Raw genomic sequence first — 25,280 nt, 5'->3', positions numbered from 1 at the left:
AATGGAAGGGGTTATAATTTATCCGCAGCAACTGTTTTGATACTTGTCCAGTTGGTGTTTGCATCCTGAATGAAGCCCTGAGTATCCTCCAACCAGCGCTGTTGTACCGTTTTGTCTAGATTGAGATAAAGCTTACCGTCTTCAATTTTCCATGCTTGTGGGTCTGTTTCAAACTTCTTACCCATTGCTACGCCAAACGCGCAGTAGCCGCCATACTGAGGGGCGAAAGCATGGGGATTCGCTTTGAATTGATCTCGGTTATCACTGCTCGCGAAGTGATAAATGGCATTTTTATAGGTGGCGGAAAACTGTGGGTTGCCCTGCACGGCACCTTGGTCAGTAAAGTACGCGACTGGATCATAACCTTTGATTGCCAGATCATTCTCATCCACACTCATACCTATATCTGCTGCCATTAGTGGGAAACTAGTACCGAGCAGTGCTGCCATAAGAGTCAGCTTTTTTCCGGTTGATTTAATACGTGCCATAACAAGCTCCTTGCCTATGTTTGGTTATCTTGTATGAAATAAATTAGCCGACTCTTCCGGTCTATAGAGGGACTAAAAGTCTAAAAAGTACGCGAATCGTTCGGAGGTAACATGGATCTGCTGTCACAATTGATGGGGCATTTCTCTATCCGCACTGGTGTTTTCTATTCTGGCCAGCTATGCGGTGTCTCTTCGTTTAAGCAGAGTCCGCATATCCAAGGACACCTTCATGTGCTTAAAGCTGGCCAGTTGAAGTTGGCAAGTTCATTGGGGATAGCACATCACTTAACTCAACCCAGCATCATTTACTTACCGAGTAGTACGCCGCATGTGATAGAAGGCGTCGAGGAGGGGGCTGATCTCGTTTGCGCTAATGTTGAATATCGCACTGGGCAGGTGAATCCTTTGTTGTCAGCGTTGCCGGACGTTGTCGTTATTCCGTTTGAAGTCACCCCAAACTTAACGCCAGTCATCGAGATGCTATTTCAAGAGTCACATAGCGAGTCTGCAGGGCAACAATTTATGATGGATAAGCTGAGCGATGCATTAATGGCACTGATCTTTCGCTACCTAATTGACGAGCAAAAGATTGAACAGGGACTCTTTGCGGCTCTGGCACATCCACGTTTGGCGGCGGTTGTATCTACAATTCACCAACTTCCTGCCCGTCACTACACTATTGCAGAAATGGCTTCGTTGGCGGCTATGTCACGCACTCAGTTTATTGAAACCTTTAAGCAGGTTGTCGGTGACACCCCAGGGGATTATGTACAGAAGTGGCGAGTGTCGGTTGCTCAATCATTGTTGCTAAAAAACAAACCTCTTAACTGGGTTGCGGATGAAGTTGGCTATGGTAGCTATTCTGGATTTTCTCGCGCTTTTCAACATGTTTCGGGTACTTCGCCACGCCAATGGTTACAGGACTTGAAGAAATAAGTTACCCCGCTTCATGAAAGGCTTATCGACCTATTTGTTAATTTCTGTCCTATAGTAAATGGGGAGAAGAGAGCAAGGAGTAACCTCTATGAGTCAACAAGCACTGATCTCGCGTATCAATGAACTTCCACGTATTGAAAGTGTCCTGCAAGAGCTATTAGAAATGGTGAACCGAGACTCGATCGATTTCGGTGAGTTAGCCCATAAAATGGCGATGGATCAGGTGTTGTTGGCAAGAGTGCTCAGGATGGCGAACTCTGCCCAATTCGGTGGCATTAAAGGTATTTCCAATATTAACGATGCCATTGTTCGAATAGGTGTCGGTGCCATCCGTAACCTTATTTCTTCTTCGATTCTTGCTTCGACTTTCCCCAAAATAGAAACGCTCAATATAAAGGACTATTGGGCTGGTACGTTTGAAATCGCGACCATTGCAAGCACGATAGCCAAAGATATTAAGCTTGATCCGAATGAAGCATTCTCAACCGGCATTTTGCACAATATCGGCGAGTTGATGATTCACACTCTTGAGCCAGAGAAAGCAGTCATAATTAGCCATCGAATCTCCAACGGAGAAAACCCTGCTGTCGTGCAGCGAGAATTATTAGGTGTGGACGCACAGCAGTTAGGTGCGGCTTTAGCAGAAAGCTGGATGTTTCCAAATCAGCTAGTGGATGCAATCGCTAACGTTAATCACCCGGCAAAAGCGGTCGAATCAAAACGTTTAGCTTGCTTAATGTATCTAGCTCGAGATGCTCATCATCGTTGGGACAACATGTTTGATGAGGCAGAAAAACAGAACTATCTGGCCAATAGTAAAGCGGCGCAGGCACTGCATGCATCACCAGGGCTGGCGTCAAAAATTGATGGTGTGAGAGGGCAAGGTAGTGAACTTGCCTATCAACTATTTAATGGCTGACAGGCAAGTTAACAAGATGTTAAGTGGCTTGCTTGGCCTGATCTTTTTTACCAATTTTGATCTGTTGGATCACTAGACCAGTGATAATCAGCATTAAGCCAATAAGTGTTGTTGGATGAATCTGTTCACCAATAATGGTGGCCAATAGCATGAGTGAGATAAACGGTGAAGCGAAGATTAGGTTACTGATACGAGCGGTGTTCTCGGTTGCTTTCAGTGCACTTAGCCACAAGACAAACGTGACTCCCATTTCAAATAGCCCAACGTAAGTGACCGCTAACCAACCTTTAGTCGTTACTTGCGCAAAGCTTTCACCTTCAAAGAGGGTTAATCCTACGGCAAACGGGATTGCCACTAAGAAGCCCAGAAGTACCCCAACTACAGGATCCGCTTTGTTCTTCGCGTTGAGAATCCAGTAACCCGCCCAAAGCAGAGTGGATAACAAGGCCAAACCTACCCCTAGTGGACTATCGAAATTCATTTCGAGTACATCACCTTTAGTCGCGATAACAATGACGCCGATGTAACTGAAAGTACAAGCAATCCAATCTTTCTTACGGATTTTTTGTCCAAGGAAAACCGCGGCCATTAAGGTTAACGTGATTGCCCAACTGTAGTTAATGGCTTGAGCCTGAGAGGCAGGGAGCAAGTCATAGGCTTTAAACAAAATAATGTAGTAAGCTAATGGGTTGATAAGCCCCAGTAATAGGTAGTACCAAGGGTTGGAAAGAAAAGTACTTGATAACAGCTTCAACTTACCTGATACGGCACATATCACGGTGAGCGCAAGGGCTGACACTATGCTGGCAACAGTGAGCATTTGAATGGGAGTGAACTCAGCTAATGTGAGTTTGAAAGCGGTAGCTACGGTCGACCAGAGTAGTACAGCGGATAAACCTAATCCTAAAGCGCGACGCTCGTTCATGATGTTCCTTTAATAAAACCAACGACTTAAATATCAATGGCCACATGAGTGGTACAGGGTACGGAGCGCCTAGTCTAGCTGTTCGATATCTAGCCGACAAACTGGACATTTATCCAGTGCTAAAATACCATTGAAGATATCTAAGTTAGAAGAGTTAAATCGTTATTATGCAATGGATTCTTGAGCATCAAAGTGTGTTAGTTAGCGGCTTGGTCAGCGCTATCACAAGTGGTGTTGCTGTTGGCTGGTGGGTAAAACAGAAAATGCGTTTCGACAATCAGCTTTTGGAGCAGCAGCTAGAATCAAATCAGCAGTTAGCCAGCAGCCAGATCGGGCAGTTACAGAAAGAGTTAACAGAAGCTCAAAATGAGCTTGATGAACTCGATACTGAACGGGATAAAGCCGCTTATGAATTAAAACAATCTCATGGCAAATTAATGGCGGTATTGGAGAAGCTGCGCTACTTCGATGCGGTAAAACAAGAGCGTCAGCAATATGCGGATGATCTTAACCGAGTACGCGAGCACAAGTCCCAGTTAGAAGCCCAACTGCGTGAACAAGAAGCCCGTCATGAACAAGAAAACAAAGCTAACCAAGAAAAACTACAGTTACTTGAGCAAGCAGAAGAGCGTCTCAAACAACAATTTGAGCATTTAGCTAATCAACTGTTTGAAACTAAAACGGCGAAAGTCGATCAGCAAAACCGCCAAAGCTTGGATGGTCTCCTTTCACCATTACGTGAGCAGTTAGAAGGCTTTAAGAAGCAGGTCAATGATAGCTTTAACCAAGAAGCCAAAGAGCGTCATACGCTAGTGCATGAGCTGAAAAACCTCCAACGCCTCAATGAACAGATGACGAAAGAAGCGTTAAACCTTACCCAAGCTTTGAAAGGGGACAACAAGCAGCAAGGTAACTGGGGGGAAGTGGTACTTGCTCGTGTTCTTGCTGAGTCAGGTTTGCGTGAGGGGCATGAATACCAAACTCAAGTGAGCTTACAAAACGAAGCGGGTAAGCGCTATCAACCCGATGTGATTGTTCACTTACCCCAAGATAAGCAAGTGGTGGTCGACTCGAAGATGGCTTTGGTCGCTTATGAACGCTACTTTAATGCAGAAACCGATGCTGAGCGAGAGCGAGCTCTAAGTGACCACTTACTTGCTTTACGTGCCCACATTAAAGGGCTATCGAATAAGGATTATCACCAACTTAAGGGTATCCAAAGCTTAGATTATGTGCTGATGTTTATTCCGGTAGAGCCCGCTTTCCAAGTGGCAATTCAAGCAGATCCTAGCTTGGTCAAAGATGCCATGGAGCAAAACATCATCTTAGTTAGCCCAACGACATTGCTGGTGGCGCTGCGCACTATCGACAACTTATGGCGAAATGAACGCCAAAACCAGAACGCACAAATTATCGCAGAACGGGCGAGTAAGCTTTATGACAAGTTGCGCCTATTTATTGATGATATGGAGAGCCTAGGTGGGGCGCTAGATAAAGCGAATCAAAACTATCAAGGGGCGATGAACAAGCTGGCGACTGGTCGTGGAAATGTAATTCGCCAAGCAGAGAGTTTCAAACAGCTTGGTGTTGAAGTGAAAAAGCCGATATCCAGTGAGTTAGCGCAGTTAGCTCAGCACGACAGCCTCACAGAAAACCATGTACTGGATAAAAATGATTCTTTCGTGGAAAGACATCCGTCTGAGGATAAAGTAAACTAATCGCCCGCAGCGCTTAGGTCGTATTAATTGGTAGCGCTGCTCGAAGAGGAATCATCATGACGGATACAAGCGTGCAATCGAATACAGCTTTAGAATCAAATGAAACCACGCATTTTGGTTTCACAACCGTAGCGAAAGAAGAGAAAGTAACCAAAGTTGCTGAAGTTTTCCACTCTGTGGCGGCTAAGTACGACATTATGAATGACTTAATGTCGGGCGGCGTTCACCGTTTATGGAAGCGTTTCACTATCGATTGTAGTGGTGTTCGTCCTGGTCAACGTGTACTAGACCTTGGTGGTGGTACGGGTGACCTTACTGCTAAATTCTCTCGTATTGTCGGGGAAAAAGGTCATGTGGTACTGGCTGACATCAACAACTCTATGCTTAATGTTGGTCGTGACAAGCTACGCGACAATGGCATTGTGGGTAACGTTCACTACGTACAAGCAAACGCAGAAGAATTGCCATTCCCAGATGACTACTTTGATGCCATCACGATCAGCTTCTGTCTACGTAACGTAACAGATAAAGATAAAGCGCTGCGTTCTATGTACCGCGTGCTAAAGCCTGGTGGTCGCCTACTGGTGCTTGAATTCTCTAAGCCTGTTTTAGAGCCATTATCAAAAATTTACGATACCTACTCATTCCACCTATTACCTAAGATGGGTGAATTGGTGGCGAATGATGCAGAAAGTTACCGCTACCTTGCTGAGTCTATCCGCATGCACCCAGATCAGGAAACCTTGAAAGGGATGATGGATGAAGCTGGTTTTGAAAACACCAGTTACTACAACTTGACGGGTGGTATTGTTGCTCTACACCGTGGTTACAAATTCTAAGGTCGTTCCCTATGCCATTTGAACCTCTTGTTACAGCGGTGATTGAGACTTCTCTCAACACATTGATTAAGGACGATCCAGAACTGGGTCGTCGTCTTGCTCGTTTAAAAGGGCAAGTGATTCAAGTTCATCTCAAAGAACTTAATAAAACGCTTACCTTTATCTTTAGTCAGCAGATTGATGTGTTGGCGAATTATGAAGGGCAGCCTGATTGTTTCCTATCGCTTAACTTGTCAGTTTTGCCAGAGCTACGCGATCAATCGAACATCACTAAGCTCATCAAGCAAGACAAGTTAATCCTAGAAGGTGACATCCAACTGGCTCAGAAGTTTTCTCAGCTAATGACCGACTGTAAGCCTGACATCGAAGAGTGGCTATCTAAGCTGACTGGTGATGTCGTCGCTCATACTGTTGTTCAAGGTGTTGCTGGCGTTGGCAATATGCTTAAAACACAGGCAAGCAAGCACCAGAATCACCTTGCGCAAGTCTTAACTGAAGAGTGGAAGATTGCTCCTGCACCTCTAGAAGTCGCGCATTTCTGTGATCAGGTTGACGACGTGAAAAGTCAGGCAGCTCGCGTGGAAGCTAAGCTCAATAAATTGCTGGAGCTTGCATGACCCTAACAGAGCTGCGCCGTTTATATCATATTGTTCGAGTTCAGCTTGAGTATGGGCTTGATGAACTTCTTCCAGAGCATCAATTAACGAAAGCGCCACTATTGGTTCGAAAGAGTCTTTTTTGGATCAAAAACAAACATCCAGAAAAGCCACTCGGTGATCGACTGCGCCTCGCGCTACAAGAGTTAGGTCCTGTATGGATTAAGTTCGGCCAGATGATGTCGACTCGCCGAGACCTATTTCCTCCGCATATCGCTGATCCATTAGCATTGCTGCAAGACCAAGTGTCGCCATTTGATGGCAAGCTAGCAAAAGAACAAATGGAGCAAGCGTTAGGTGGGCCGCTCGAAACTTGGTTTGATAACTTTGAGATTGAACCGCTGGCATCTGCGTCAATTGCTCAGGTACACACAGCTACGCTCAAAGAGACTAACCAAGAAGTGGTATTAAAGGTCATTAGGCCAGATATTCGCCCGGTCATTGATGCAGATCTAAAACTTATGTACCGAATGGCACGTATAGTCGCCAAAGCGCTTCCTGAAGCACGTCGATTGAAACCGGTCGAAGTGGTACGTGAGTACGAAAAGACACTACTGGATGAACTAGACTTACGTCGTGAAGCGGCGAATGCAATTCAACTGCGTCGAAACTTCGAAGGTAGTGAAGAATTGTATGTACCAGAAGTTATTACGGATGTTAGTAATGAAACTGTCATGGTTTCTGAGCGAATATATGGCATTCAAGTTTCTGATATTGAAGGTTTAAAGGCGAACGGCACCAACATGAAGCTTCTCGCTGAACGTGGTGTGAGTGTATTCTTTACGCAAGTATTCCGTGATAGCTTCTTCCATGCCGACATGCACCCTGGCAACGTATTTGTTGAACCAGAACATCCAGAGAATCCACGTTGGATTGGTCTAGATTGCGGTATTGTTGGTACGTTAAACAGTGAAGACAAACGTTATTTAGCGGAAAACTTCTTAGCTTTCTTCAATCGCGACTATCGACGTGTCGCTGAATTGCATGTTGATTCAGGTTGGGTTCCACGTGAAACCAATATCGATGAGTTTGAATTTGCGATTCGTATTGTGTGCGAGCCGATTTTTGCTAAGCCGTTATGCGAAATTTCGTTTGGTCATGTGCTTTTAAACTTGTTTAACACTGCGCGTCGCTTCAATATGGAAGTACAACCGCAACTGGTGTTACTGCAAAAGACACTACTTTATGTGGAAGGTCTTGGACGCCAGCTATACCCACAGCTTGATTTGTGGGAGACCGCTAAGCCATTCCTTGAAGAGTGGATGATGAACCAAGTTGGTCCGCAAGCGGTGATCAACGCGGTAAAAGATCGTGCGCCGTTCTGGGCAGAGAAACTGCCGGAACTGCCAGAGTTGCTGTATGACAGTTTGCGCCAAGGTAAGATGATGAACCAACGTATGGATCAGCTTTACCAAGGTTATCGTTCAAGCAAGCGTCAGCAAGCAACAGGTAAATTTTTATTTGGTGTTGGTGCCACATTAGTCGTATGCTCGGCAATATTGGTAAACAGCACTTATGAGCAGCTTTCATTGGCCAGCGCCATTGGTGGGGTCACATTTTGGTTGCTTAGTTGGCGAGCTTACCGTCAATAGACGTTAAACTCTTGAAATAATTTTGTTTAATAAGACCCGAGGTAAAAAGAATGGGTGGTATTAGTATTTGGCAACTTCTGATTATTGCTGTCATTGTAGTTCTACTGTTTGGTACTAAGAAACTACGTGGTATTGGTGGCGATCTTGGCGGCGCAGTAAAAGGCTTCAAGAAAGCAATGAGCGAAGATGATGCGGACAAAGACAAAAAAGACGCAGACTTTGAGCCAAAAGCTGTTGATCAGCAAAAAAGCGTAGAACAGCAGAAAACAGAAGCAACTGCTGAAACTAAGAAAGACAAAGAGCAGGCGTAACTCGTGTTTGATATCGGTTTTTGGGAACTGGTATTAATATCTGTTGTTGGGCTGGTGGTGCTTGGTCCTGAGCGTTTGCCACATGCGATTCGTAGTGTGTCCAAATTTGTTGGTGCTGCGAAGGATATGGCAAACAGTGTGAAAGACGAACTTTCTCATGAGCTTAAGGTACAAGAGCTACAAGATAACTTGCGTAAAGCAGAGCAGATGGGGATGGAAGATCTCTCTCCTGAGCTAAAGTCTTCAGTAGAACAACTGAAGCAAGCTGCGCAAGACGTCCAGCGTCCATATGCGAGCAAAAGCGACTCAGCGACGAACAGTACTGAGACTGTGGATGACAAAGCTTCATCCGTTCACAGCGCCAATGACTCCGCTGGTGAGGTTGAGAGTTTGAATACTCAACCAACGCCACAGGCAGATAAAAAAGCCGAATAGTCTCGTATTTAGAGGAGCTACGACTTATGTATAGAGTTCGTAGCTCTTTTTCTATCTTTTTTAGTAGAGGTTTTCATGTCTTCTGTTGAGCAGACACAGCCTTTGATCAGTCATTTATTGGAACTTCGTAACCGCCTATTGCGTGCTATTGTCGCCGTACTCGTGGTGTTTCTAGGTCTGATCTACTTTGCTAACGACATCTATGAGTTTGTTTCTGCACCTTTGGTAGAGCGTTTACCAGAAGGGGCAACGATGATCGCTACCGATGTTGCGTCCCCATTTTTTACGCCGTTAAAGCTGACCTTAATCGCGTCTATCTTTGTTGCGGTACCGTTTATCTTGTATCAGGTTTGGGCCTTTGTAGCACCTGGCTTATATAAGCATGAACGTCGTTTAATCATGCCATTGATGTTCTCAAGTTCACTGCTGTTTTACTGTGGTGTTGCCTTTGCGTACTTTGTGGTATTCCCGCTGGTGTTTGGCTTCTTTACTGCTATTTCTCTTGGTGGTGTTGAGTTCGCAACCGACATTTCCAGTTATCTGGACTTTGTTTTGGCGCTGTTCTTAGCATTCGGTATTGCGTTTGAAGTGCCAGTAGCCATCATCTTGCTATGTTGGACAGGGGCGACAAACCCTAAGAGTTTGAGCGAGAAGCGCCCATATATCATTGTTGGTGCGTTTATTGTCGGTATGATGCTGACACCGCCAGATATGATTTCTCAGACGCTATTGGCGATCCCAATGTGCCTGCTATTTGAAGTCGGTTTGTTCTTTGCTCGCTTCTATGTGCGTAAAGATCAGGATGAAGACGAACAAGTAGAAGAGTAGGTTGTACTAGCTAGAATAAGAAAGGGGTTGATGCAGAAACATCAACCCCTTTTTGTTTTTTTGCAGAGAGTTAGAGCTTAAACAACTCAACCGCATTGGCTGTAGTCAGGCTATCAACCTCAGCTAAGCTTATCTCTCTTAGATCGGCAACGCGTTGAGCGACAAGAGAAGTATAGGCTGGCTCATTACGCTTACCGCGATGAGGGACTGGCGCAAGGTAAGGGCAGTCAGTTTCTAGAATTACATAATTCATATCAAGGTGTGGGATGACCTTATCCATACCGCCATTCTTAAATGTTGATACGCCACCTAAACCTAAGTGAAAGCCTAAATCATTGATAGCTTTTGCTTCTTCAACACTGCCACCAAAACAGTGGAATACACCGGATAGGGAGCCATCTTGCTCTTGACGTAGTAGCGCTAATGTTTCTTCAATCGAGTCTCGAGTATGAATCACTACAGGTAAATTCATCTCTTTGGCCCAATTCAACTGGGTAATGAACGCCATCTCTTGCTCTGCTTTAAAGGTTTTATCCCAGTACAGGTCAATACCAATTTCGCCAACAGCAATAAAATTGTGCTTGTCGAACCAAGAATGAACCACGTCGAGAGTCTGCTTGACGTTACCATCCACATAGCACGGATGAAGGCCCATCATTGAGCGGCAAACTTCTGGGTAGTTCGCTTCGGTCTTTAACATTGGCTCAATCGACTCTAGGTCTATATTAGGCAGTAGAATCTTATCAATGCCTTGGGCTAGAGCGCGCTGAACAACGTCATCACGGTCTGCGTCAAATTCACTGGCATAGATATGGGCGTGGGTATCAATCATGGTCGTTCTCTGGGCTAACTAAGTGGCACAAGTATACGGCAGTGTGAGCATTTGGTCATTTTCTGCATTTTTCTGCTTTGTTGCTAGCGTCGTATACAATGAGTGATATTATGCAATACAAGCACTTTCACCACACAAGGAGAATAGAGTGTCAGTTTCGATTCAAGGTCAATTCCCTGGCCGTCGTATGCGCCGTATGCGTAAACATGACTTTAGTCGCCGCTTAATGGCTGAAAACCAACTGTCTGTTAACGATCTTATCTACCCTATGTTTATTTTAATGGGTAAAGATCGCCGAGAAACTGTTGAGTCAATGCCGGGTATCGAGCGCTTGTCGATCGATTTGATGTTGGAAGAAGCGCAATACCTAGCTCAGCTTGGTGTGCCAGCGATCGCTCTATTCCCAGTCGTTAACCAAGATGCAAAAAGCCTATGTGCTGCTGAAGCTTACAACCCAGAAGGCTTAGTTCAGCGTGCCGTTCGTTCATTGAAAGAACATGTGCCTGAGATTGGTGTGATTACTGACGTAGCATTAGACCCATTTACCACCCATGGCCAAGACGGCATCATTGATGAAGAGGGTTATGTCCTCAATGATGAAACGACCAAAGTATTGGTTAAGCAAGCATTGTCACACGCAGAAGCGGGTGCAGATGTTGTAGCGCCTTCGGATATGATGGATGGTCGAATCGGTGAGATTCGTAAAGCGCTAGAGCAAGCAGGTCATATCAATACCCAAATTATGGCTTATTCTGCTAAATACGCCTCTTGTTACTATGGACCTTTCCGCGATGCGGTCGGTAGTGCAAGTAACCTTAAAGGTGGTAACAAGAAGAACTACCAAATGGATCCAGCTAACAGCGACGAAGCGATTCATGAAGTGGCAATGGACGTCAACGAAGGCGCGGATATGGTTATGGTGAAGCCTGGTATGCCTTACCTTGATATCGTTCGTCGTGTGAAGTCTGAGCTTGAAGTCCCAACTTTTGCTTACCAAGTTTCTGGTGAGTATGCGATGCACAAAGCCGCTTTTGCCAATGGTTGGTTAAAAGAGCGTGAGACCGTGATGGAATCATTACTGTGCTTTAAGCGCGCTGGCGCGGATGGCATCCTAACTTACTTTGCAAAAGATGTAGCAGAATGGCTAGCAGAAGAAAATGCACAAGCAGCTACATACTTAAAACAGAGCGAAGAATAGCTTTAGAATAATTAAGTGTTGAAAGGCTGGCGGATGTCAGCCTTTTTTAGTTTTGGAGGTTTATCGTGAGCATCATTTATCGTGAAGGGACATTAGAAGAGTGTGTCCAAGTGGTAGAGCAGATCAAAGAGTTTGCCCACAAAGAAACGGTCGAGAGTTTAGCCGCTCGCTTAGAGGGTAAGTCGCGTTCTTTGATTCAAGTAGCGCAAGAAGGTGACAACCTATTGGGTTTTAAAATTGGCTATCAGTTGGATAAAGAAACTTTCTATAGCTGGTTTGGTGGAGTTTCTGCTTTAGCTCGTAAGAAAGGGGTCGCGCAAAAATTACTGGAAATCCAAGAACAGTGGGCTATTGAGCAAGGCTACAAACAACTAAAAGTGAAGTCTCGAAATCAATTTCCAGCTATGTTGAGATTGCTAATTAGAAATGGTTATCTTATTGAAAATTTTGAAGAAAAATCACCAATCGTAGAGAGCCGAATTCACTTCTCAAAGGCTTTATAGCCTTGTCATAAAAATTAAATGAGATTTTTTCTCATTTAACTGTTGACGCATTAAATGAGAATGGTTATTATTTATCTCGTCTTAGGGAATGAGAGAAGTTCACAAGGATGTTGAGTTACCAGATTCAAATTGGAGACGGTGATGACACTGAACTTAATCGAACTTGCACTAGTTCTTTTTGACACGACATTGCTCACATTGCTTCCAGTGTAATTTATAGCTTTATGGCAAAGCACCTCATTCACCTGAATTGCTTTGACCCCTTTTTGCTAGGCGACATCGAAAGATGTCGCTTTTTTTATGTCTGCTATTTTGGATCGAATAAAAGGACACCAATGGTCTTTTCCACAATGCAAGATCGTTTCAAGATCGATCTGTGGATGATCGATCTCTGTTAATGTCCTTTTATTACATGGGCTTATGATGTTTTTTCTTTCCTATCTCTCTCTTTTTATATCCTGTGTATAAATAATATAAACAGAGTTATCCACAGGAGAGGGTAGGCGCTGGTATAAGAATAATCAAATGTGTGAGTAGAGTTCAGAGAGTTAAAATGGATTCACTGACTGAGTCATGGCATCCTAAGCAGATCTTTTTTGCATTTTCTTTGGATACGTAAAGACTATGGCTCACATCCCTGATAATCCGTTAATCCTGATTGACGGCTCTTCTTACCTATATCGTGCTTTTCATGCTTACCCAGGCACAATGAGTAACGGCGATATTCCGACTAATGCGGTTTATGGTGTCGTAAATATGCTACGCAGCATGATGCGCCAGTTTTCTTCGGATCGTATTGCTGTGGTCTTTGATGCGAAAGGTAAAACCTTCCGTGATGATATGTATCCAGAGTACAAAGCTAATCGTCCTCCAATGCCTGATGATCTCCGTTGTCAGATCGAACCATTACATAATGTCATTCGAGCAATGGGTTTACCGCTTATCTGTATTCCAGGTGTTGAAGCCGATGACGTGATTGGTACCTTAGCGTATCAAGCCTCTCAAGCAGGTATGCCAGTGTTGATCAGTACTGGTGATAAAGATATGGCTCAGTTGGTGGATGAGAACGTTACTCTAATCAACACCATGACTAACGTAGTGATGGATCGTGAGGGCGTAGTTGAGAAGTTCGGTATCCCACCAGAGCTGATCATCGATTATCTCGCATTGATGGGTGATAAAGTCGATAACATTCCAGGTGTTCCTGGTGTTGGTGACAAGACTGCTACCGCTTTGCTGCAAGGTATTGGCGGCCTAGATAAGCTGTATGAAAATCTCGATGATATTGCACCTCTTGGTTTCCGCGGTTCTAAAACCATGGCGAAGAAGCTGGTCGATAACAAAGATAATGCTTTGCTGTCATATGAACTGGCGACTATCAAGCTTGATGTTGAACTGGAAGAAACCCCAGAATCTCTATTAAAAGCGGAGCCAAATAAAGACGAGCTGATCAAACTTTATGGCCAGCTAGTGTTTAAGTCATGGCTGAATGAGTTATTGGATGGAGGCACTGGTGTTGTTGAGGCAGATGAAAAGTCAGGTGCAGTAGCAAGCTCGGCGTCATCAAGTGCAGCAGAAATGGATACCTCTGCTGTAACGATCGATCGCAGCCAATACGAAACTATTCTTGATGAAGCGACGTTCTCTACTTGGGTTGAAAAGCTAAAGGCTTCAGAGGTATTTGCGTTCGATACTGAAACAGACAGCCTAGATTACATGGTGGCGAACCTTGTTGGTTTGTCATTTGCGACAGAAGAAGGCATCGCTGCTTATGTCCCTGTGGCTCACGACTATCTAGATGCTCCACAGCAACTTGATCGTGACTGGGTGCTCGCACAGCTGAAGCCAATTCTTGAAGATGATGCTCAAGCGAAAGTAGGCCAGAACCTGAAATACGATGCGAGTGTGTTGGCGCGTTATGGCATTGAAATGAAGGGTATCAAGCACGACACCATGTTAGCTTCATACGTGTATAACAGCGTTGGTGGCAAGCATGATATGGATAGCTTAGCGCTACGCTTCCTACAACATAGCTGTATTTCGTTTGAGCAAATCGCGGGTAAAGGTAAGAAGCAGCTAACTTTCAACCAGATTGAGCTTGATCAGGCATCGCCTTATGCGGCAGAAGATGCAGATGTGACATTGCGTTTGCACAACCGCTTAATGAGTAATATTGAGCAAGATGACAAGCTAAAAAGCATCTACCAAGAAGTGGAAGTGCCGCTTGTTCCTGTTTTATCACGTATCGAACGCACAGGCGTTTTGGTTGATGACATGAAGCTTGCTACTCAGTCGCAAGAGATTGCGCAACGTTTAGACGAGCTAGAACAACAGGCGTATGAGATTGCAGAACAAGAGTTCAATATGAACTCACCGAAGCAGCTACAAGCACTGTTGTTTGAAAAAATGGGCTTACCGGTTATCAAGAAAACACCGTCAGGCACGCCTTCTACAAACGAAGAAGTGTTGCAAGAGCTTGCTTTAGATTACCCGTTACCAAAACTGATTCTGGAATATCGCGGTCTAGCGAAGCTCAAATCAACTTACACCGATAAGCTGCCGAAGATGATTAACCCTGAAACGGGTCGTGTACACACCTCATATCATCAAGCAGTTACGGCAACGGGCCGTCTTTCTTCGACCGATCCTAACTTACAGAATATCCCAATTCGTAACGAAGAAGGCCGTCGTATTCGCCAAGCGTTTATTGCGCCACATGGTTATAAAATCATGGCTGTCGATTACTCTCAGATTGAATTGCGCATCATGGCGCACCTATCGGGTGATAAAGCGCTACTGGATGCTTTCCAACAAGGTAAAGATATCCACGCTGCAACAGCGGCTGAAATTATGGGTACGACGATTGATCAAGTTAGTTCAGAACAGCGTCGCCGTGCAAAAGCGGTTAACTTTGGCCTGATCTACGGTATGAGTGCATTTGGTCTGGCGAAACAATTGGGAATTCCGCGTGGTGAAGCGCAAGACTACATGAACAAGTATTTCGAACGCTATCCAGGTGTGATGCAGTATATGGAAGATACTCGTAGTACTGCATCAGAACTGGGTTACGTTGAAACTATCTTTGGTCGTCGTCTACATTTGCCTGAAATCAAATCGCGTAATGGTATGCGTCGTAAAGCGGCAGAACGTGCAGCGATCAACGCGCCAATGCAGGGAACAGCTGCTGATATTATTAAGAAAGCGATGCTACTGGTTGATGAGTGGATTCAAGCAGAAGGTGATGGCCGAGTTAAACTATTGATGCAAGTACACGATGAACTGGTTTTCGAAGTTGAGGAGTCAGCTTTGACCGAAATTGAAAGTAAAGTACAAGAATTGATGGAATCTGCAGCATCATTAGATGTTCCATTAGTGGCTGAATCTGGGCACGGCGATAACTGGGATCAGGCGCACTAGACAAAAAATAAGCCATTTCCGACAAATAACATGAGCCAGTGCACAAACACTGGCTTTTTTTTGTCGATAAATAAGTGGCTGTTAAATTGATCTAAATGTCATTTAATAAAACTTTAATGAAAAAAACTTACAAAAGTAGTTTTCATTTCTGACCAATTGTTGTACATTAATCTGCGTAGGGTACAGAGGTAAGATGTTCTATCTTTCAGACCTTTTGTTTCACGTTATTGGATTAGGCTGATTCAGCCGCCCCAGTCAGTTTTTGACTGGGGCGTTTTTTATTGTGCGAAAGAAAAAAATCAACAAACTCAAAGTCTTATAATAATTCTTCCCCATTACTCCCAGCTCTTGCTTCTCTTTCTCGATCATTTTGCTATGACAACCAGCATTTTTTCTGTTCTGTAATTACAGTCAATTTTGTAACTTTACTCCACTCACAGTTTGGTTATTTTGGGTGAAAAAACAATGCTACTTATCATGGTCTTTTAGAACCTGTATGAATTTAACTTGTTGTTTTTATTTGGTTATTGTTATTTTCTCGTCAAGCGGAGGAGGAAGGTTATTCGAGTTGATCTCAGCTCAGATATTCGTAACCTAGGGCGCATAATAATTTATAACAACTATTTCTCTCCCGTTGCCCCGCCAGGAAGGTGGGGCGTTTTGTTTTTACGGCACTTATTCGATTAGACAGATATAAAAAAGCCCCGCATTTCAGCAGGGCCAGTTTAGAAGCAATGTATCAAGTCGATACTATTGTTGTTCGTCGTCGATGTTCTCTTCTTCAACGATCTCTTCAACTATTGTTTCAGCAAGTGCTGGTGCAAACCACTCGTCTAGCTTGCTGCGTAGCACATCAACACCAATTCCTTTTAATGAAGAGAATGCTGCAACACTTACGTCACCACCAAAGCCAACCGCATCTTTCTTGATCTTCAATACTTGAGCTTTACGCGCACCACTTTTCAGCTTGTCTGCTTTAGTAAGCAGTACCTGTACTGGGATTCCGCTGTCTACCGCCCAAAAAATCAATTGTTGGTCTAGGTCTTTCATTGGGTGACGGATATCCATCAGTACGACAAGACCTTTCAAGCACGCACGTTTCTGTAGGTATTCGCCTAGTGATTTTTGCCACTTTTTCTTCATTTCTAGTGGAACTTGAGCAAAACCATACCCTGGTAGGTCAACAATATGACAGCCGTCAGTGACTTTAAATAAGTTAATAAGCTGCGTACGGCCAGGTGTTTTACTGGTTTTTGCTAGGCTACGTTGGTTAGTCAGGCGATTTAGAGAGCTTGATTTGCCCGCATTGGAGCGTCCTGCAAACGCAACTTCGATACCTTCATCTTCTGGCAAGGCGCGGATATCCGGCGCACTTGTGATGAAATGAGTGTTTTGATAATGAATTTTTACGCTCACTGTTAACTCCATCTCGACTTTGTGTAGTCGATTGATTACTTTTTTGTGAAATTGTGTAAAATAACCGTGCTCGGCATAAGGTCGCCTATTGTACCATGAGTGGTACTGGAAGCTTGATAATTATAAATGGAATGTCATGAAGAAATTAGCGCTAATATTGAGTCTTTTAGCCAGCTGCTCCGTATGGGCCCAAGGCAGCATAGAAGCTGGTAAAGCAAAATCTCAAACCTGTGTTGCCTGCCATGGTGCTGACGGCAACAGTCAACTCGCAATGTACCCGAAAATTGCTGGTCAGCATGCTAAATATATTGAAAAGCAGCTGAAAGAATTCAAGTTGGGTATGACTAGTGGTGGTAAACAAGGTCGTGTAGACCCAGTGATGGGTGGTATGGCTATGCCACTATCTGAGCAAGATATGAAAGATCTTGCGGCTTACTACGCATCTCTATCTATCTCGGACAACACAACACCTGAAAATGTTGTTGAAGCTGGCAAAGTTCTTTATACCGCTGGTGACGCTGAACGTGGCCTAACTGCTTGTATCGCATGTCACGGTCCTCGTGGTGATGGTACTGAGCTATCTGGCTTCCCAAAAATTTCAGGTCAACATGCTGACTACATTAAAGCTCAGCTAGAAAAATTCCGTGATGGCTCTCGTGCAAATGATATGAACGAAATGATGCGTGATATCGCCAAGAAGCTAACGGATGAAGATATCGATACACTTTCAAAATATGTTGGTGGCCTACACTAAAGCCCTTTGAATTTGTTCGAGCACAAAGTTGTATTGAAAAAGCCCAGACTTCGGTCTGGGCTTTTTCGTTTGAAGCGGATCACATGACAATATTCAGTGAGATCATCTATCTTTCCATCCCTTTTATAAGAGATCGTCCATACATAGCTCATCCTTCTTCTTATATTGTTCTGTAAGGTATTGAAAATATTAAGAGGAGATAATGAGCAGAGAAAAAAGCGCATTTATTTCGTTTTGTAGATTGTTCGGGCGGCTCATCAAGGTAAAGTATCGTTATCGGCAGGGCGCTGATGAAGGATTTCAGACCAGGAGGTCTCCAAGGACGCAAGTAAAGGATACTTGGTTGTTGATGAATGGAATCAGGGTAGGTAGGACACCTACTTGATACGGATGGTCGACTTGTCTAATGGTTTAAGACAGCGCAAAGGATCAGGCTAAGGACTAGCCCAGATATCAGGAAGTAAAAGGAAAGCCAAAACTCACCAGGATGGTGGCAAACAACACTTTGGCAGGGAAAGCACTAAAAACAAATGGATTATTGGTGTACTGAACTCAGTACAACACAGTTTTGCCGTCAGGCGTTTAGAAAGCGATAGAGATACTCTATCGCTTTTTTTATTCCTATTTTTCAAAAATCGATGATTATTTGCGCAATAGTGCTCCACTCTAACGCCAGTTTCTGGTATGTTTCGCATCCCCGTTTGAGGATGAGTTTGCGCAACCGATATGCATAATTGCCCCCTTTGTCAGAGCTTAGACACTCAGCACTATTATGAAGATAAGCGTAGAGAGTATCTTCAGTGCCAGCAATGTGAGCTTGTGTTTGTTAATCCAGACCAACGTTTGGATGCAAAAGCAGAAAAAGCCCACTACGATCTGCATGAGAATGATCCAAGTGATGAAGGATATCGACGCTTTTTATCTCGGGTTTGTGACCCCATATTAGAGCGCATAGCGCCCAACTCTCTCGGGTTAGATTTTGGTTGTGGCCCAGGGCCAACATTGTCATTAATGTTGGAAGAACAGGGACACACCATGAGTTTATATGACCTGTACTATCACCCAGATACCTCGGTGTTAGATAAGTCGTATGACTTTATGACTGCCACAGAAGTGATTGAGCACCTATATGAGCCCAATAAGGTGTGGCAGCAATGGTTGAATTTAGTTAAGCCAGGTGGCTGGATTGGTCTTATGACTAAGATGGTCATTGATGTTGAAGCGTTCGCCTCATGGCACTATAAAAACGATCAGACCCATGTGATCTTTTTCGGTCGTAGAACGTTCCAATACTTGGCAGAGCGGGATCAGCTCGAGCTTGAATTTATTGGTAATGATGTAATTTTACTGAGGAAAGCCCAGTAATGAGCCGTAGTAAGAAAGCAAGATCAGGCGGTAATAGCGACGTAATCGTTGTTCGTAACCGTACTGAATCAGACGTTGAAGGACGTCTACGTAAAAAAGACAAGAAGCGCAAAGGTCTAAAGACTGGCGGTCGTAACTCTGAAGCTAAAACGCAAAAGCAACAAACTGTTGGTCAAAAGCGTGACCCACGTTTAGGCAGCAAAAAGAAGATTCCTTTAGTTGTTGAGGCTGTGAAAAAACCAAGCAAAGCTGAGCGTCGTATAAACGCTGAGAAAGAGCTAGAAATGCTTGAGAATGACGCGCAACTGAATGTGTTATTGGATCGCCTAGACAATGGTGACAGCTTAGGCGCAGGTCTACAAAAGTACGTGGATGAGAAACTTGCGCGTATTGAAGTTCTGATGAAGCAACTTGGTATCTACGAAGAGCCTGAAGAAGAGCTTGAGGAAGAAGAAGTTGTAGCGCCAGTTGCAGAAAAGAAACCGAGCAAGAAAGCACACTCAGATGATGAGCTTCTTTCTCAGTTTGAAGGTTTGGATCTGAACCAATTTAAAGGGTAAGAGAGCACGATGAATGTAACCTTATTAGCTATCGCAGGCGGCGCAATCATTGTCGGTTTAGCCTCTCATGCTGGTTACCTTCTGCTCCAGCTCAAGAAGCAAAAGGAATTGCAATTGCAGCAACAAAAGCTCGCAATTGAAAAGCGTAATGCCAACATCTTTGAAAGCGTCAACGTCCTTTGCTTAGCCGGCATCCAAGAGCAGTGTGACCTATCTGAAATTAGTATCCGTCTTTATAACATCATGGACTATGTCCAAGGTGAAGATCGTATTGATTTCGACAAAGAGTATCCAGCGACTGCTGAGCTGTTCCATATTGTGAAAGATATGGCGCGTGGTGAAGCTCGTCAGGAGTTGGCCAAGCAAGAACGCATGAAGCAAAACCTTGAGCGTCACAAAGCAGAGTCTCGCCTTCAGCAAGACATTACTGAAGAGCTAAAACGTCTGCAGGAAAAAGTGAAGCCATTAAATAATCAGATCAACATTCAAATGATCTAGCGCGTAACTTTTATAACTCGATCGCTTACACTTAAAGGGTAGTGATCGAGTTATCAATTCTGAGTATTGCTACTCAAAAAGCAGCCAGCGCACCGACGACTCTATCTTAGGTGTGGCAAAATAGCCTGCTAATTACATGGCCCAATCAGCCAGATAAGCATTAAAGCCCAAACGGAAATACCATCATGTCGCAGCCAGTCGTCGCAAGCCAACAAATTGTCTGGGATCAAGCGGTTCTTGATAAGTACAACTATTCAGGTCCTCGTTATACCTCTTACCCAACAGCTTTAGAGTTCCATGAAGCGTTTACTGTCGCAGACTACGACATGGCGTGTACTCAGTATCCAGAGCGTCCGCTTTCTCTTTATATCCATATCCCTTTCTGTCACAAGCTTTGTTACTACTGTGGCTGTAATAAGGTGATTACTCGTCATGCGCATAAAGCGGATGAGTATCTTGATGTACTAGAGCTAGAAATTCGTACTCGTGCTGCATTGCTTCAAGGCCGTAAAGTAACACAGCTTCACTTCGGCGGTGGTACTCCAACCTTCTTAACTAAAGCGCAAATTAGCCGTGTGATGGCAATTCTTCGTGGTGAGTTTTACTTTGAAGGGGATGCTGAAATCAGTATCGAAGTCGACCCGCGTGAAATCGAACTAGATATGCTGGATCATTTACGTGGTGAAGGTTTCAACCGCTTGAGCATTGGTGTTCAGGACTTCAATAAAGAAGTGCAGAAGCTTGTTAACCGTGAGCAAGATGAAGAATTTATTTTTGCGATGGTTGATCGTGCCAAAGAGCTAGGCTTCCGTTCAACGAATCTCGATTTGATTTACGGCTTGCCGAAACAAACCAAAGACTCTTTTGCAGAGACGCTTAAGCAAGTTTTGGAAATGAAACCAGGTCGTTTATCTGTCTTTAACTACGCACATATGCCGCAATTGTTTGCCGCGCAGCGTAAGATTAAAGATGAAGATCTGCCGATCGCTGAAGAGAAAATGGCGATTCTGCAAGACACGATTGCGACATTAACTGGTGCTGATTATCAGTTTATCGGCATGGACCACTTCGCTCAGCCTGATGATGAGCTCGCTGTAGCACAGCGCAATGGTGTTTTACACCGCAACTTCCAAGGTTACACGACGCAAGGTGAAGCAGACCTAGTGGGCTTCGGCGTTTCAGCTATTTCAATGATTGGTGATGCGTATGCGCAAAACCAGAAAGAGCTTAAAAAGTACTACGCTCAAGTCACTGACCAGCGCCATGCTTTATGGAAAGGCGTAGCACTAGATAGTGATGACTTACTTCGTCGTGAAGTGATCAAGCAGCTGATTTGTAACTTTAAGCTCGATAAGAGCATGATTGAGTCTGAGTTTAGCGTTACGTTCAATGATTATTTCAAAGAAGACTTGGAACTGTTGCAGACGTTTATTAATGACGAGCTAGTGGAAGTGGATGATACAGAGATCCGAGTGACACTACGTGGCCGTCTACTGATTCGTAATATCTGTATGTGTTTTGATAAGTATTTGAGAGCGAAGGCTAGGCAGCAGCAGTTCTCTCGCGTAATTTAAATTTTCTTCGTATTTGAAGCCACAGCGTTGTTGTCTTCACAACCTTATCCCAATCACATAGCGGACTATGCTCATGGGAATAAGGTTGTTTGACGCCTAGCTGTGACTCCAACTACTTTGAAAATTACCAATATTTGAAGCCACCGTTTTTCTCTATATCTGAAAAAGCGGTGGCTTTGTTGTATCTGGAGCTTAGGCTATGGAGCGATGTAAGTATCGTGTGCCATTTCCCATAGAGCTTTGACGAGTGGGTTATCAAGCTGTGAGCGTTTGCAGCATACACCTAATTTGAATGGCTTAATTGAAGCGACTTTCAATCTCTCAATCTTGTCCTTTACCGGACTGTTATTGATTACGACATCAGGTGCAATTCCGACACCACATCCTAACGCCACCATGCTGACAATCGCTTCGTGACCAGAGACCTGCGCGTAAATGTTGGGCTTAATCTTCATTGCTTTAAACCATGCATTGGCACGCTCTCGGGCGGTACCTGATTCTGGCACGATAAAGGGAATCGTCGACCAATCTGGCTTATCCTTTTGCAGCTCTTGGGCAAAATTGCTCACTCCAGTAGGAGCAATCACTGACAGTGGAATTTCACTAATGGTTTCAAACTCGATACGAGCGGGCAATTGTTCTGGTTGAGCAGAAATCGCAATATCCACTTCATCCGCCAACACTTTCTCTATCGCTTGCGCAGGATCCCCAGTAGATAACTTAAATTCGATAAACGGATGTTGAATACGAAAGTCTGACAGCAGTTCTGGTAGGTGGCTATAGCTGGCGGTCACAGAGCAGAACAGTCGAATCTCACCTTTTAGCTCTTCATCATGACCGCTAAGGAGCGCATTGTAGTTCTGCCACTCGCCAATAATGTTCAATGCGACGGGCAGCAGTTTCTTTGCTGCTGGGGTGAGCTCGACACTGCGGTTGTCACGCAAGAAAAGAGTTTGGTCGATTTCATCCTCAAGCTTTTGTATTTGACGGCTCAGTGCTGAGGGGCTGATGTGCATCGATGCCGCTGTCTTTGAGAAATTTTGGCTCTCACATAGGTGAATGAATAGTTGCAGACTTTTTATGTTCATATTTCGATCTTGAAAAGAGAATAAAACTGACTTTTTGCCAAATTACTATATGAATGCCATACGCTTTTAAGGTATAACAGAATCAACGGATTTATAGCTTGTTGCAAAAAGCGCAATTACTAATTGTGAATATATCACTTTAAGCAACGGAAAGTCTGCATTAGTATCAGGTCATTCGATAATGAAATATCGACCAAATGGAAAAATTTTTAAGGAGAGCCCGACCATGGCTAACTATTTCAATACATTAAACCTTCGTGAGCAATTGGACCAATTAGGCCGCTGTCGTTTTATGGACCGCAGCGAATTCGCAACAGAAGCAGACTACCTAAAAGGTAAGAAGGTCGTAATCGTTGGTTGTGGTGCGCAGGGTCTTAACCAAGGTCTGAACATGCGTGACTCTGGCCTAAACGTAGCTTATGCACTACGTCAGGCAGCGATTGACGAGCAGCGTCAGTCTTACAAGAACGCAAAAGAGAATGGTTTTGAAGTAGCAAGCTACGAAACGCTAATTCCAGAAGCAGACCTAGTAATCAACCTTACTCCAGACAAGCAGCACACTAACGTTGTTGAGACGGTAATGCCGCTAATGAAAGAAGGCGCTGCACTAGGTTATTCACACGGCTTCAACGTAGTTGAAGAAGGCATGCAAATCCGTAAAGACCTAACAGTTGTAATGGTTGCGCCTAAGTGTCCAGGTACAGAAGTACGTGAAGAGTACAAGCGTGGCTTCGGTGTACCAACGCTAATCGCTGTTCACCCAGAGAATGATCCAAAAGGTGAAGGTTGGGATATCGCGAAAGCATGGGCTGCAGGTACAGGTGGTCACCGCGCAGGATGTCTAGAGTCTTCATTCGTTGCAGAAGTTAAATCTGACCTAATGGGTGAGCAAACTATCCTATGTGGCATGCTACAAGCTGGCTCTATCGTTTCTTACGAGAAAATGGTTGCTGACGGCATTGACCCAAGCTACGCAGGTAAACTTCTACAATACGGTTGGGAAACCATTACTGAAGCACTGAAGTTCGGTGGCATCACTCACATGATGGACCGTCTATCTAACCCAGCGAAAATCAAAGCATTTGAGCTTTCTGAAGAGCTAAAAGAGCTAATGCGCCCGCTTTACAACAAGCACATGGATGACATCATCACTGGTGAGTTCTCAAGCACTATGATGGCTGACTGGGCTAACGATGACGCAAACCTACTAGGCTGGCGTGAAGAGACTGGTGAAACAGCATTTGAAAACTACCCAGCAGGCGATATCGAAATCTCTGAGCAAGAGTACTTCGACAACGGTATCCTACTAGTAGCAATGGTTCGTGCAGGTGTTGAACTAGCATTCGAAGCAATGACAGCATCAGGCATCATCGATGAGTCAGCGTACTACGAGTCACTACACGAGCTACCACTAATCGCAAACACAGTAGCACGTAAGCGTCTATACGAAATGAACGTAGTAATCTCAGACACAGCGGAATACGGTAACTACCTATTCGCTAACGTAGCAACTCCGCTACTACGTGAGAAGTTCATGCCTTCAGTAGGTACAGACGTTATCGGTAAAGGTCTAGGCGAAACGTCTAACCAAGTAGACAACGCAACGCTAATCGCTGTGAACGATACTATCCGTAACCACCCAGTAGAGTACATCGGTGAAGAGCTACGTGGTTATATGACGGATATGAAGAACATCGCAGTAGGCGGCTAATTACTTGTCTTAAGGTTCCATTTCGGTGTCGAAGGTGCTCATTTACTATCGTAAACTCCGCGCCTTCTCCTAGAAATGAAACCTTAATCCCACGTAATTCACTAACCTAAATAGTAGGTTAGTAAGAACTCCAGACAGACTGGGGTTATAAATACAAAATAAAACACAACATCTAATTAAAAGGCTTGGTCTCCGTTGACCAAGCCTTTTTTGTTTTGCATTTGAGCCAAAGTGATCAGCGTTATTCCATAGAGTGACGAAGGAGCGAGTAGGGAATCTCCAATAGTTCTAAAGCTGCTGTAAGAAAACCCCAACTCATTCACTCCTCGTTCTTGAGGAGCATGGCAATAAAAAAGGCCGACGTTTTTACGTCAGCCCTTAGGGTTCTCTAGCTTCTCAGCTTATTTGTCCGCTAGCTTCTCTTCAAGATCTGCTAGTTTCTTTTCCATCTCTGTTAGCTTTTGACGAGTGCGCAGTAGAACCTGAGTCTGTACGTCGAACTCTTCACGGCTTACTACATCTAGCTTGTTCAGTTGGCCTTGGATAACTTGACGAACTTTTTGGTCTACGTCTGAACCAAGCTCTTTTACTGGCGCAGGCATAGAATCATGAATTTGTTTAGCAATTTGCTCTAGTTTCTTTGGGTCAAACATGTGACTAAAACTCCTTTCGATTTGTCCTCATTCTATGTAATTGATACGGGAAAGTCGCTACTTT

General features: G+C 44.2%; 24 protein-coding genes. 18 read left to right on the top strand and 6 right to left on the bottom strand.

The features are described 5' to 3' along the window. Positions 1–11: 11 nt before the first annotated feature. Positions 12–488: a YHS domain-containing (seleno)protein gene (locus tag AAFX28_RS08520; protein WP_408687069.1), complete on the bottom strand. Its 477-nt coding sequence runs from the start codon at positions 486–488 to the stop codon at positions 12–14. A 111-nt stretch (positions 489–599) separates the two neighbouring features. On the opposite strand from AAFX28_RS08520, the gene AAFX28_RS08515 reads away from it, so the two are divergent. Continuing rightward, complete coding sequence (locus AAFX28_RS08515; RefSeq protein ID WP_408687068.1) at positions 600–1,424, top strand: cupin domain-containing protein; 825 nt, start codon at positions 600–602, stop codon at positions 1,422–1,424. Between the two features lie 88 nt (positions 1,425–1,512). Beyond that, on the top strand, positions 1,513–2,343 hold the full coding sequence (locus AAFX28_RS08510; RefSeq protein ID WP_408687067.1) for an HDOD domain-containing protein: 831 nt from the start codon (positions 1,513–1,515) through the stop codon (positions 2,341–2,343). A gap of 19 nt (positions 2,344–2,362) precedes the next feature. On the opposite strand, the gene AAFX28_RS08505 is transcribed toward AAFX28_RS08510, so the two are convergent. Beyond that, entirely contained in the window at positions 2,363–3,268 is a 906-nt protein-coding gene (locus tag AAFX28_RS08505) for a DMT family transporter (protein ID WP_408687066.1), read from the bottom strand. Positions 3,269–3,435: 167 nt separating this feature from the next. Between AAFX28_RS08505 and rmuC the strand changes: the two genes are divergently transcribed. The 7 genes from rmuC (at position 3,436) to tatC (ending at position 9,647) form a co-directional block, all read left to right on the top strand. Then, positions 3,436–4,986 (top strand): DNA recombination protein RmuC, encoded by a 1,551-nt coding sequence (rmuC, locus tag AAFX28_RS08500; protein WP_408687065.1) that lies wholly within the window; start codon positions 3,436–3,438, stop codon positions 4,984–4,986. A gap of 56 nt (positions 4,987–5,042) precedes the next feature. Then, positions 5,043–5,825: a bifunctional demethylmenaquinone methyltransferase/2-methoxy-6-polyprenyl-1,4-benzoquinol methylase UbiE gene (gene ubiE, locus AAFX28_RS08495; RefSeq protein ID WP_408687064.1), complete on the top strand. Its 783-nt coding sequence runs from the start codon at positions 5,043–5,045 to the stop codon at positions 5,823–5,825. Positions 5,826–5,836: 11 nt separating this feature from the next. Next, positions 5,837–6,442, top strand: a complete 606-nt coding sequence (locus AAFX28_RS08490; RefSeq protein ID WP_408687063.1) for an SCP2 domain-containing protein — start codon at positions 5,837–5,839, stop codon at positions 6,440–6,442. Continuing rightward, on the top strand, positions 6,439–8,073 hold the full coding sequence (ubiB, locus tag AAFX28_RS08485) for a ubiquinone biosynthesis regulatory protein kinase UbiB (RefSeq protein WP_408687062.1): 1,635 nt from the start codon (positions 6,439–6,441) through the stop codon (positions 8,071–8,073). Before AAFX28_RS08490 ends, ubiB begins: the two co-directional genes overlap by 4 nt. 50 nt (positions 8,074–8,123) lie before the next feature. Then, a complete protein-coding gene (gene tatA / locus AAFX28_RS08480; RefSeq protein ID WP_004409706.1) occupies positions 8,124–8,384 on the top strand; it encodes a Sec-independent protein translocase subunit TatA in 261 nt (86 codons plus the stop codon). A gap of 3 nt (positions 8,385–8,387) precedes the next feature. Continuing rightward, the gene (gene tatB / locus AAFX28_RS08475) at positions 8,388–8,819 is read left to right on the top strand and encodes a Sec-independent protein translocase protein TatB (protein WP_408687061.1); all 432 of its coding nucleotides are present in this window, start codon (positions 8,388–8,390) and stop codon (positions 8,817–8,819) included. A gap of 75 nt (positions 8,820–8,894) precedes the next feature. Beyond that, the gene (tatC, locus tag AAFX28_RS08470; protein WP_408687060.1) at positions 8,895–9,647 is read left to right on the top strand and encodes a twin-arginine translocase subunit TatC; all 753 of its coding nucleotides are present in this window, start codon (positions 8,895–8,897) and stop codon (positions 9,645–9,647) included. Positions 9,648–9,717: 70 nt separating this feature from the next. Here the strand turns inward: tatC and AAFX28_RS08465 are convergent, their stop codons facing one another. Continuing rightward, positions 9,718–10,479, bottom strand: coding sequence for a TatD family hydrolase (locus tag AAFX28_RS08465; RefSeq protein ID WP_408687059.1), 762 nt, complete (start codon positions 10,477–10,479; stop codon positions 9,718–9,720). Between the two features lie 148 nt (positions 10,480–10,627). On the opposite strand from AAFX28_RS08465, the gene hemB reads away from it, so the two are divergent. The 3 genes from hemB (at position 10,628) to polA (ending at position 15,597) form a co-directional block, all read left to right on the top strand. Next, positions 10,628–11,677 (top strand): porphobilinogen synthase, encoded by a 1,050-nt coding sequence (gene hemB, locus AAFX28_RS08460; RefSeq protein ID WP_408687058.1) that lies wholly within the window; start codon positions 10,628–10,630, stop codon positions 11,675–11,677. 65 nt (positions 11,678–11,742) lie between these two features. Beyond that, entirely contained in the window at positions 11,743–12,180 is a 438-nt protein-coding gene (locus AAFX28_RS08455) for a GNAT family N-acetyltransferase (RefSeq protein WP_408687057.1), read from the top strand. A 624-nt stretch (positions 12,181–12,804) separates the two neighbouring features. Continuing rightward, the gene (gene polA, locus AAFX28_RS08450) at positions 12,805–15,597 is read left to right on the top strand and encodes a DNA polymerase I (protein ID WP_408687056.1); all 2,793 of its coding nucleotides are present in this window, start codon (positions 12,805–12,807) and stop codon (positions 15,595–15,597) included. 750 nt (positions 15,598–16,347) lie between these two features. Here polA and yihA read toward each other — a convergent pair. Further along, on the bottom strand, positions 16,348–17,013 hold the full coding sequence (yihA, locus tag AAFX28_RS08445) for a ribosome biogenesis GTP-binding protein YihA/YsxC (RefSeq protein ID WP_408687055.1): 666 nt from the start codon (positions 17,011–17,013) through the stop codon (positions 16,348–16,350). Between the two features lie 136 nt (positions 17,014–17,149). Between yihA and AAFX28_RS08440 the strand changes: the two genes are divergently transcribed. From AAFX28_RS08440 to hemN, 5 genes are all read left to right on the top strand, one after another. After that, positions 17,150–17,767 carry a c-type cytochrome gene (locus AAFX28_RS08440; RefSeq protein WP_408687054.1) on the top strand — a complete coding sequence of 206 codons (618 nt, stop codon included), beginning with the start codon at positions 17,150–17,152 and terminating at the stop codon, positions 17,765–17,767. A gap of 726 nt (positions 17,768–18,493) precedes the next feature. Further along, on the top strand, positions 18,494–19,132 hold the full coding sequence (locus tag AAFX28_RS08435; RefSeq protein ID WP_408687053.1) for a class I SAM-dependent methyltransferase: 639 nt from the start codon (positions 18,494–18,496) through the stop codon (positions 19,130–19,132). Then, a complete protein-coding gene (yihI, locus tag AAFX28_RS08430) occupies positions 19,132–19,692 on the top strand; it encodes a Der GTPase-activating protein YihI (protein WP_408687052.1) in 561 nt (186 codons plus the stop codon). Before AAFX28_RS08435 ends, yihI begins: the two co-directional genes overlap by 1 nt. 9 nt (positions 19,693–19,701) lie before the next feature. Further along, on the top strand, positions 19,702–20,190 hold the full coding sequence (locus AAFX28_RS08425; RefSeq protein WP_408687051.1) for a DUF2489 domain-containing protein: 489 nt from the start codon (positions 19,702–19,704) through the stop codon (positions 20,188–20,190). A 185-nt stretch (positions 20,191–20,375) separates the two neighbouring features. After that, the gene (hemN, locus tag AAFX28_RS08420) at positions 20,376–21,764 is read left to right on the top strand and encodes an oxygen-independent coproporphyrinogen III oxidase (protein ID WP_408687050.1); all 1,389 of its coding nucleotides are present in this window, start codon (positions 20,376–20,378) and stop codon (positions 21,762–21,764) included. A 197-nt stretch (positions 21,765–21,961) separates the two neighbouring features. Here hemN and ilvY read toward each other — a convergent pair whose 3' ends face one another. Beyond that, positions 21,962–22,852: an HTH-type transcriptional activator IlvY gene (gene ilvY, locus AAFX28_RS08415; protein WP_408687049.1), complete on the bottom strand. Its 891-nt coding sequence runs from the start codon at positions 22,850–22,852 to the stop codon at positions 21,962–21,964. A gap of 226 nt (positions 22,853–23,078) precedes the next feature. Here ilvY and ilvC point away from each other — a divergent pair, with 226 nt between their 5' ends. Further along, positions 23,079–24,563, top strand: coding sequence for a ketol-acid reductoisomerase (gene ilvC / locus AAFX28_RS08410; RefSeq protein ID WP_004745409.1), 1,485 nt, complete (start codon positions 23,079–23,081; stop codon positions 24,561–24,563). 401 nt (positions 24,564–24,964) lie between these two features. On the opposite strand, the gene ubiK is transcribed toward ilvC, so the two are convergent. Beyond that, entirely contained in the window at positions 24,965–25,216 is a 252-nt protein-coding gene (ubiK, locus tag AAFX28_RS08405; RefSeq protein WP_126575583.1) for a ubiquinone biosynthesis accessory factor UbiK, read from the bottom strand. Positions 25,217–25,280 lie beyond the last annotated feature (64 nt).

Origin of the sequence: Vibrio sp. TBV020, from assembly GCF_046056895.1 — a bacterium.
Lineage (GTDB): Bacteria > Pseudomonadota > Gammaproteobacteria > Enterobacterales > Vibrionaceae > Vibrio.
Note: the sequence above shows the minus strand (reverse complement) of the source record. Positions and strands in the feature narration are given on the sequence as shown.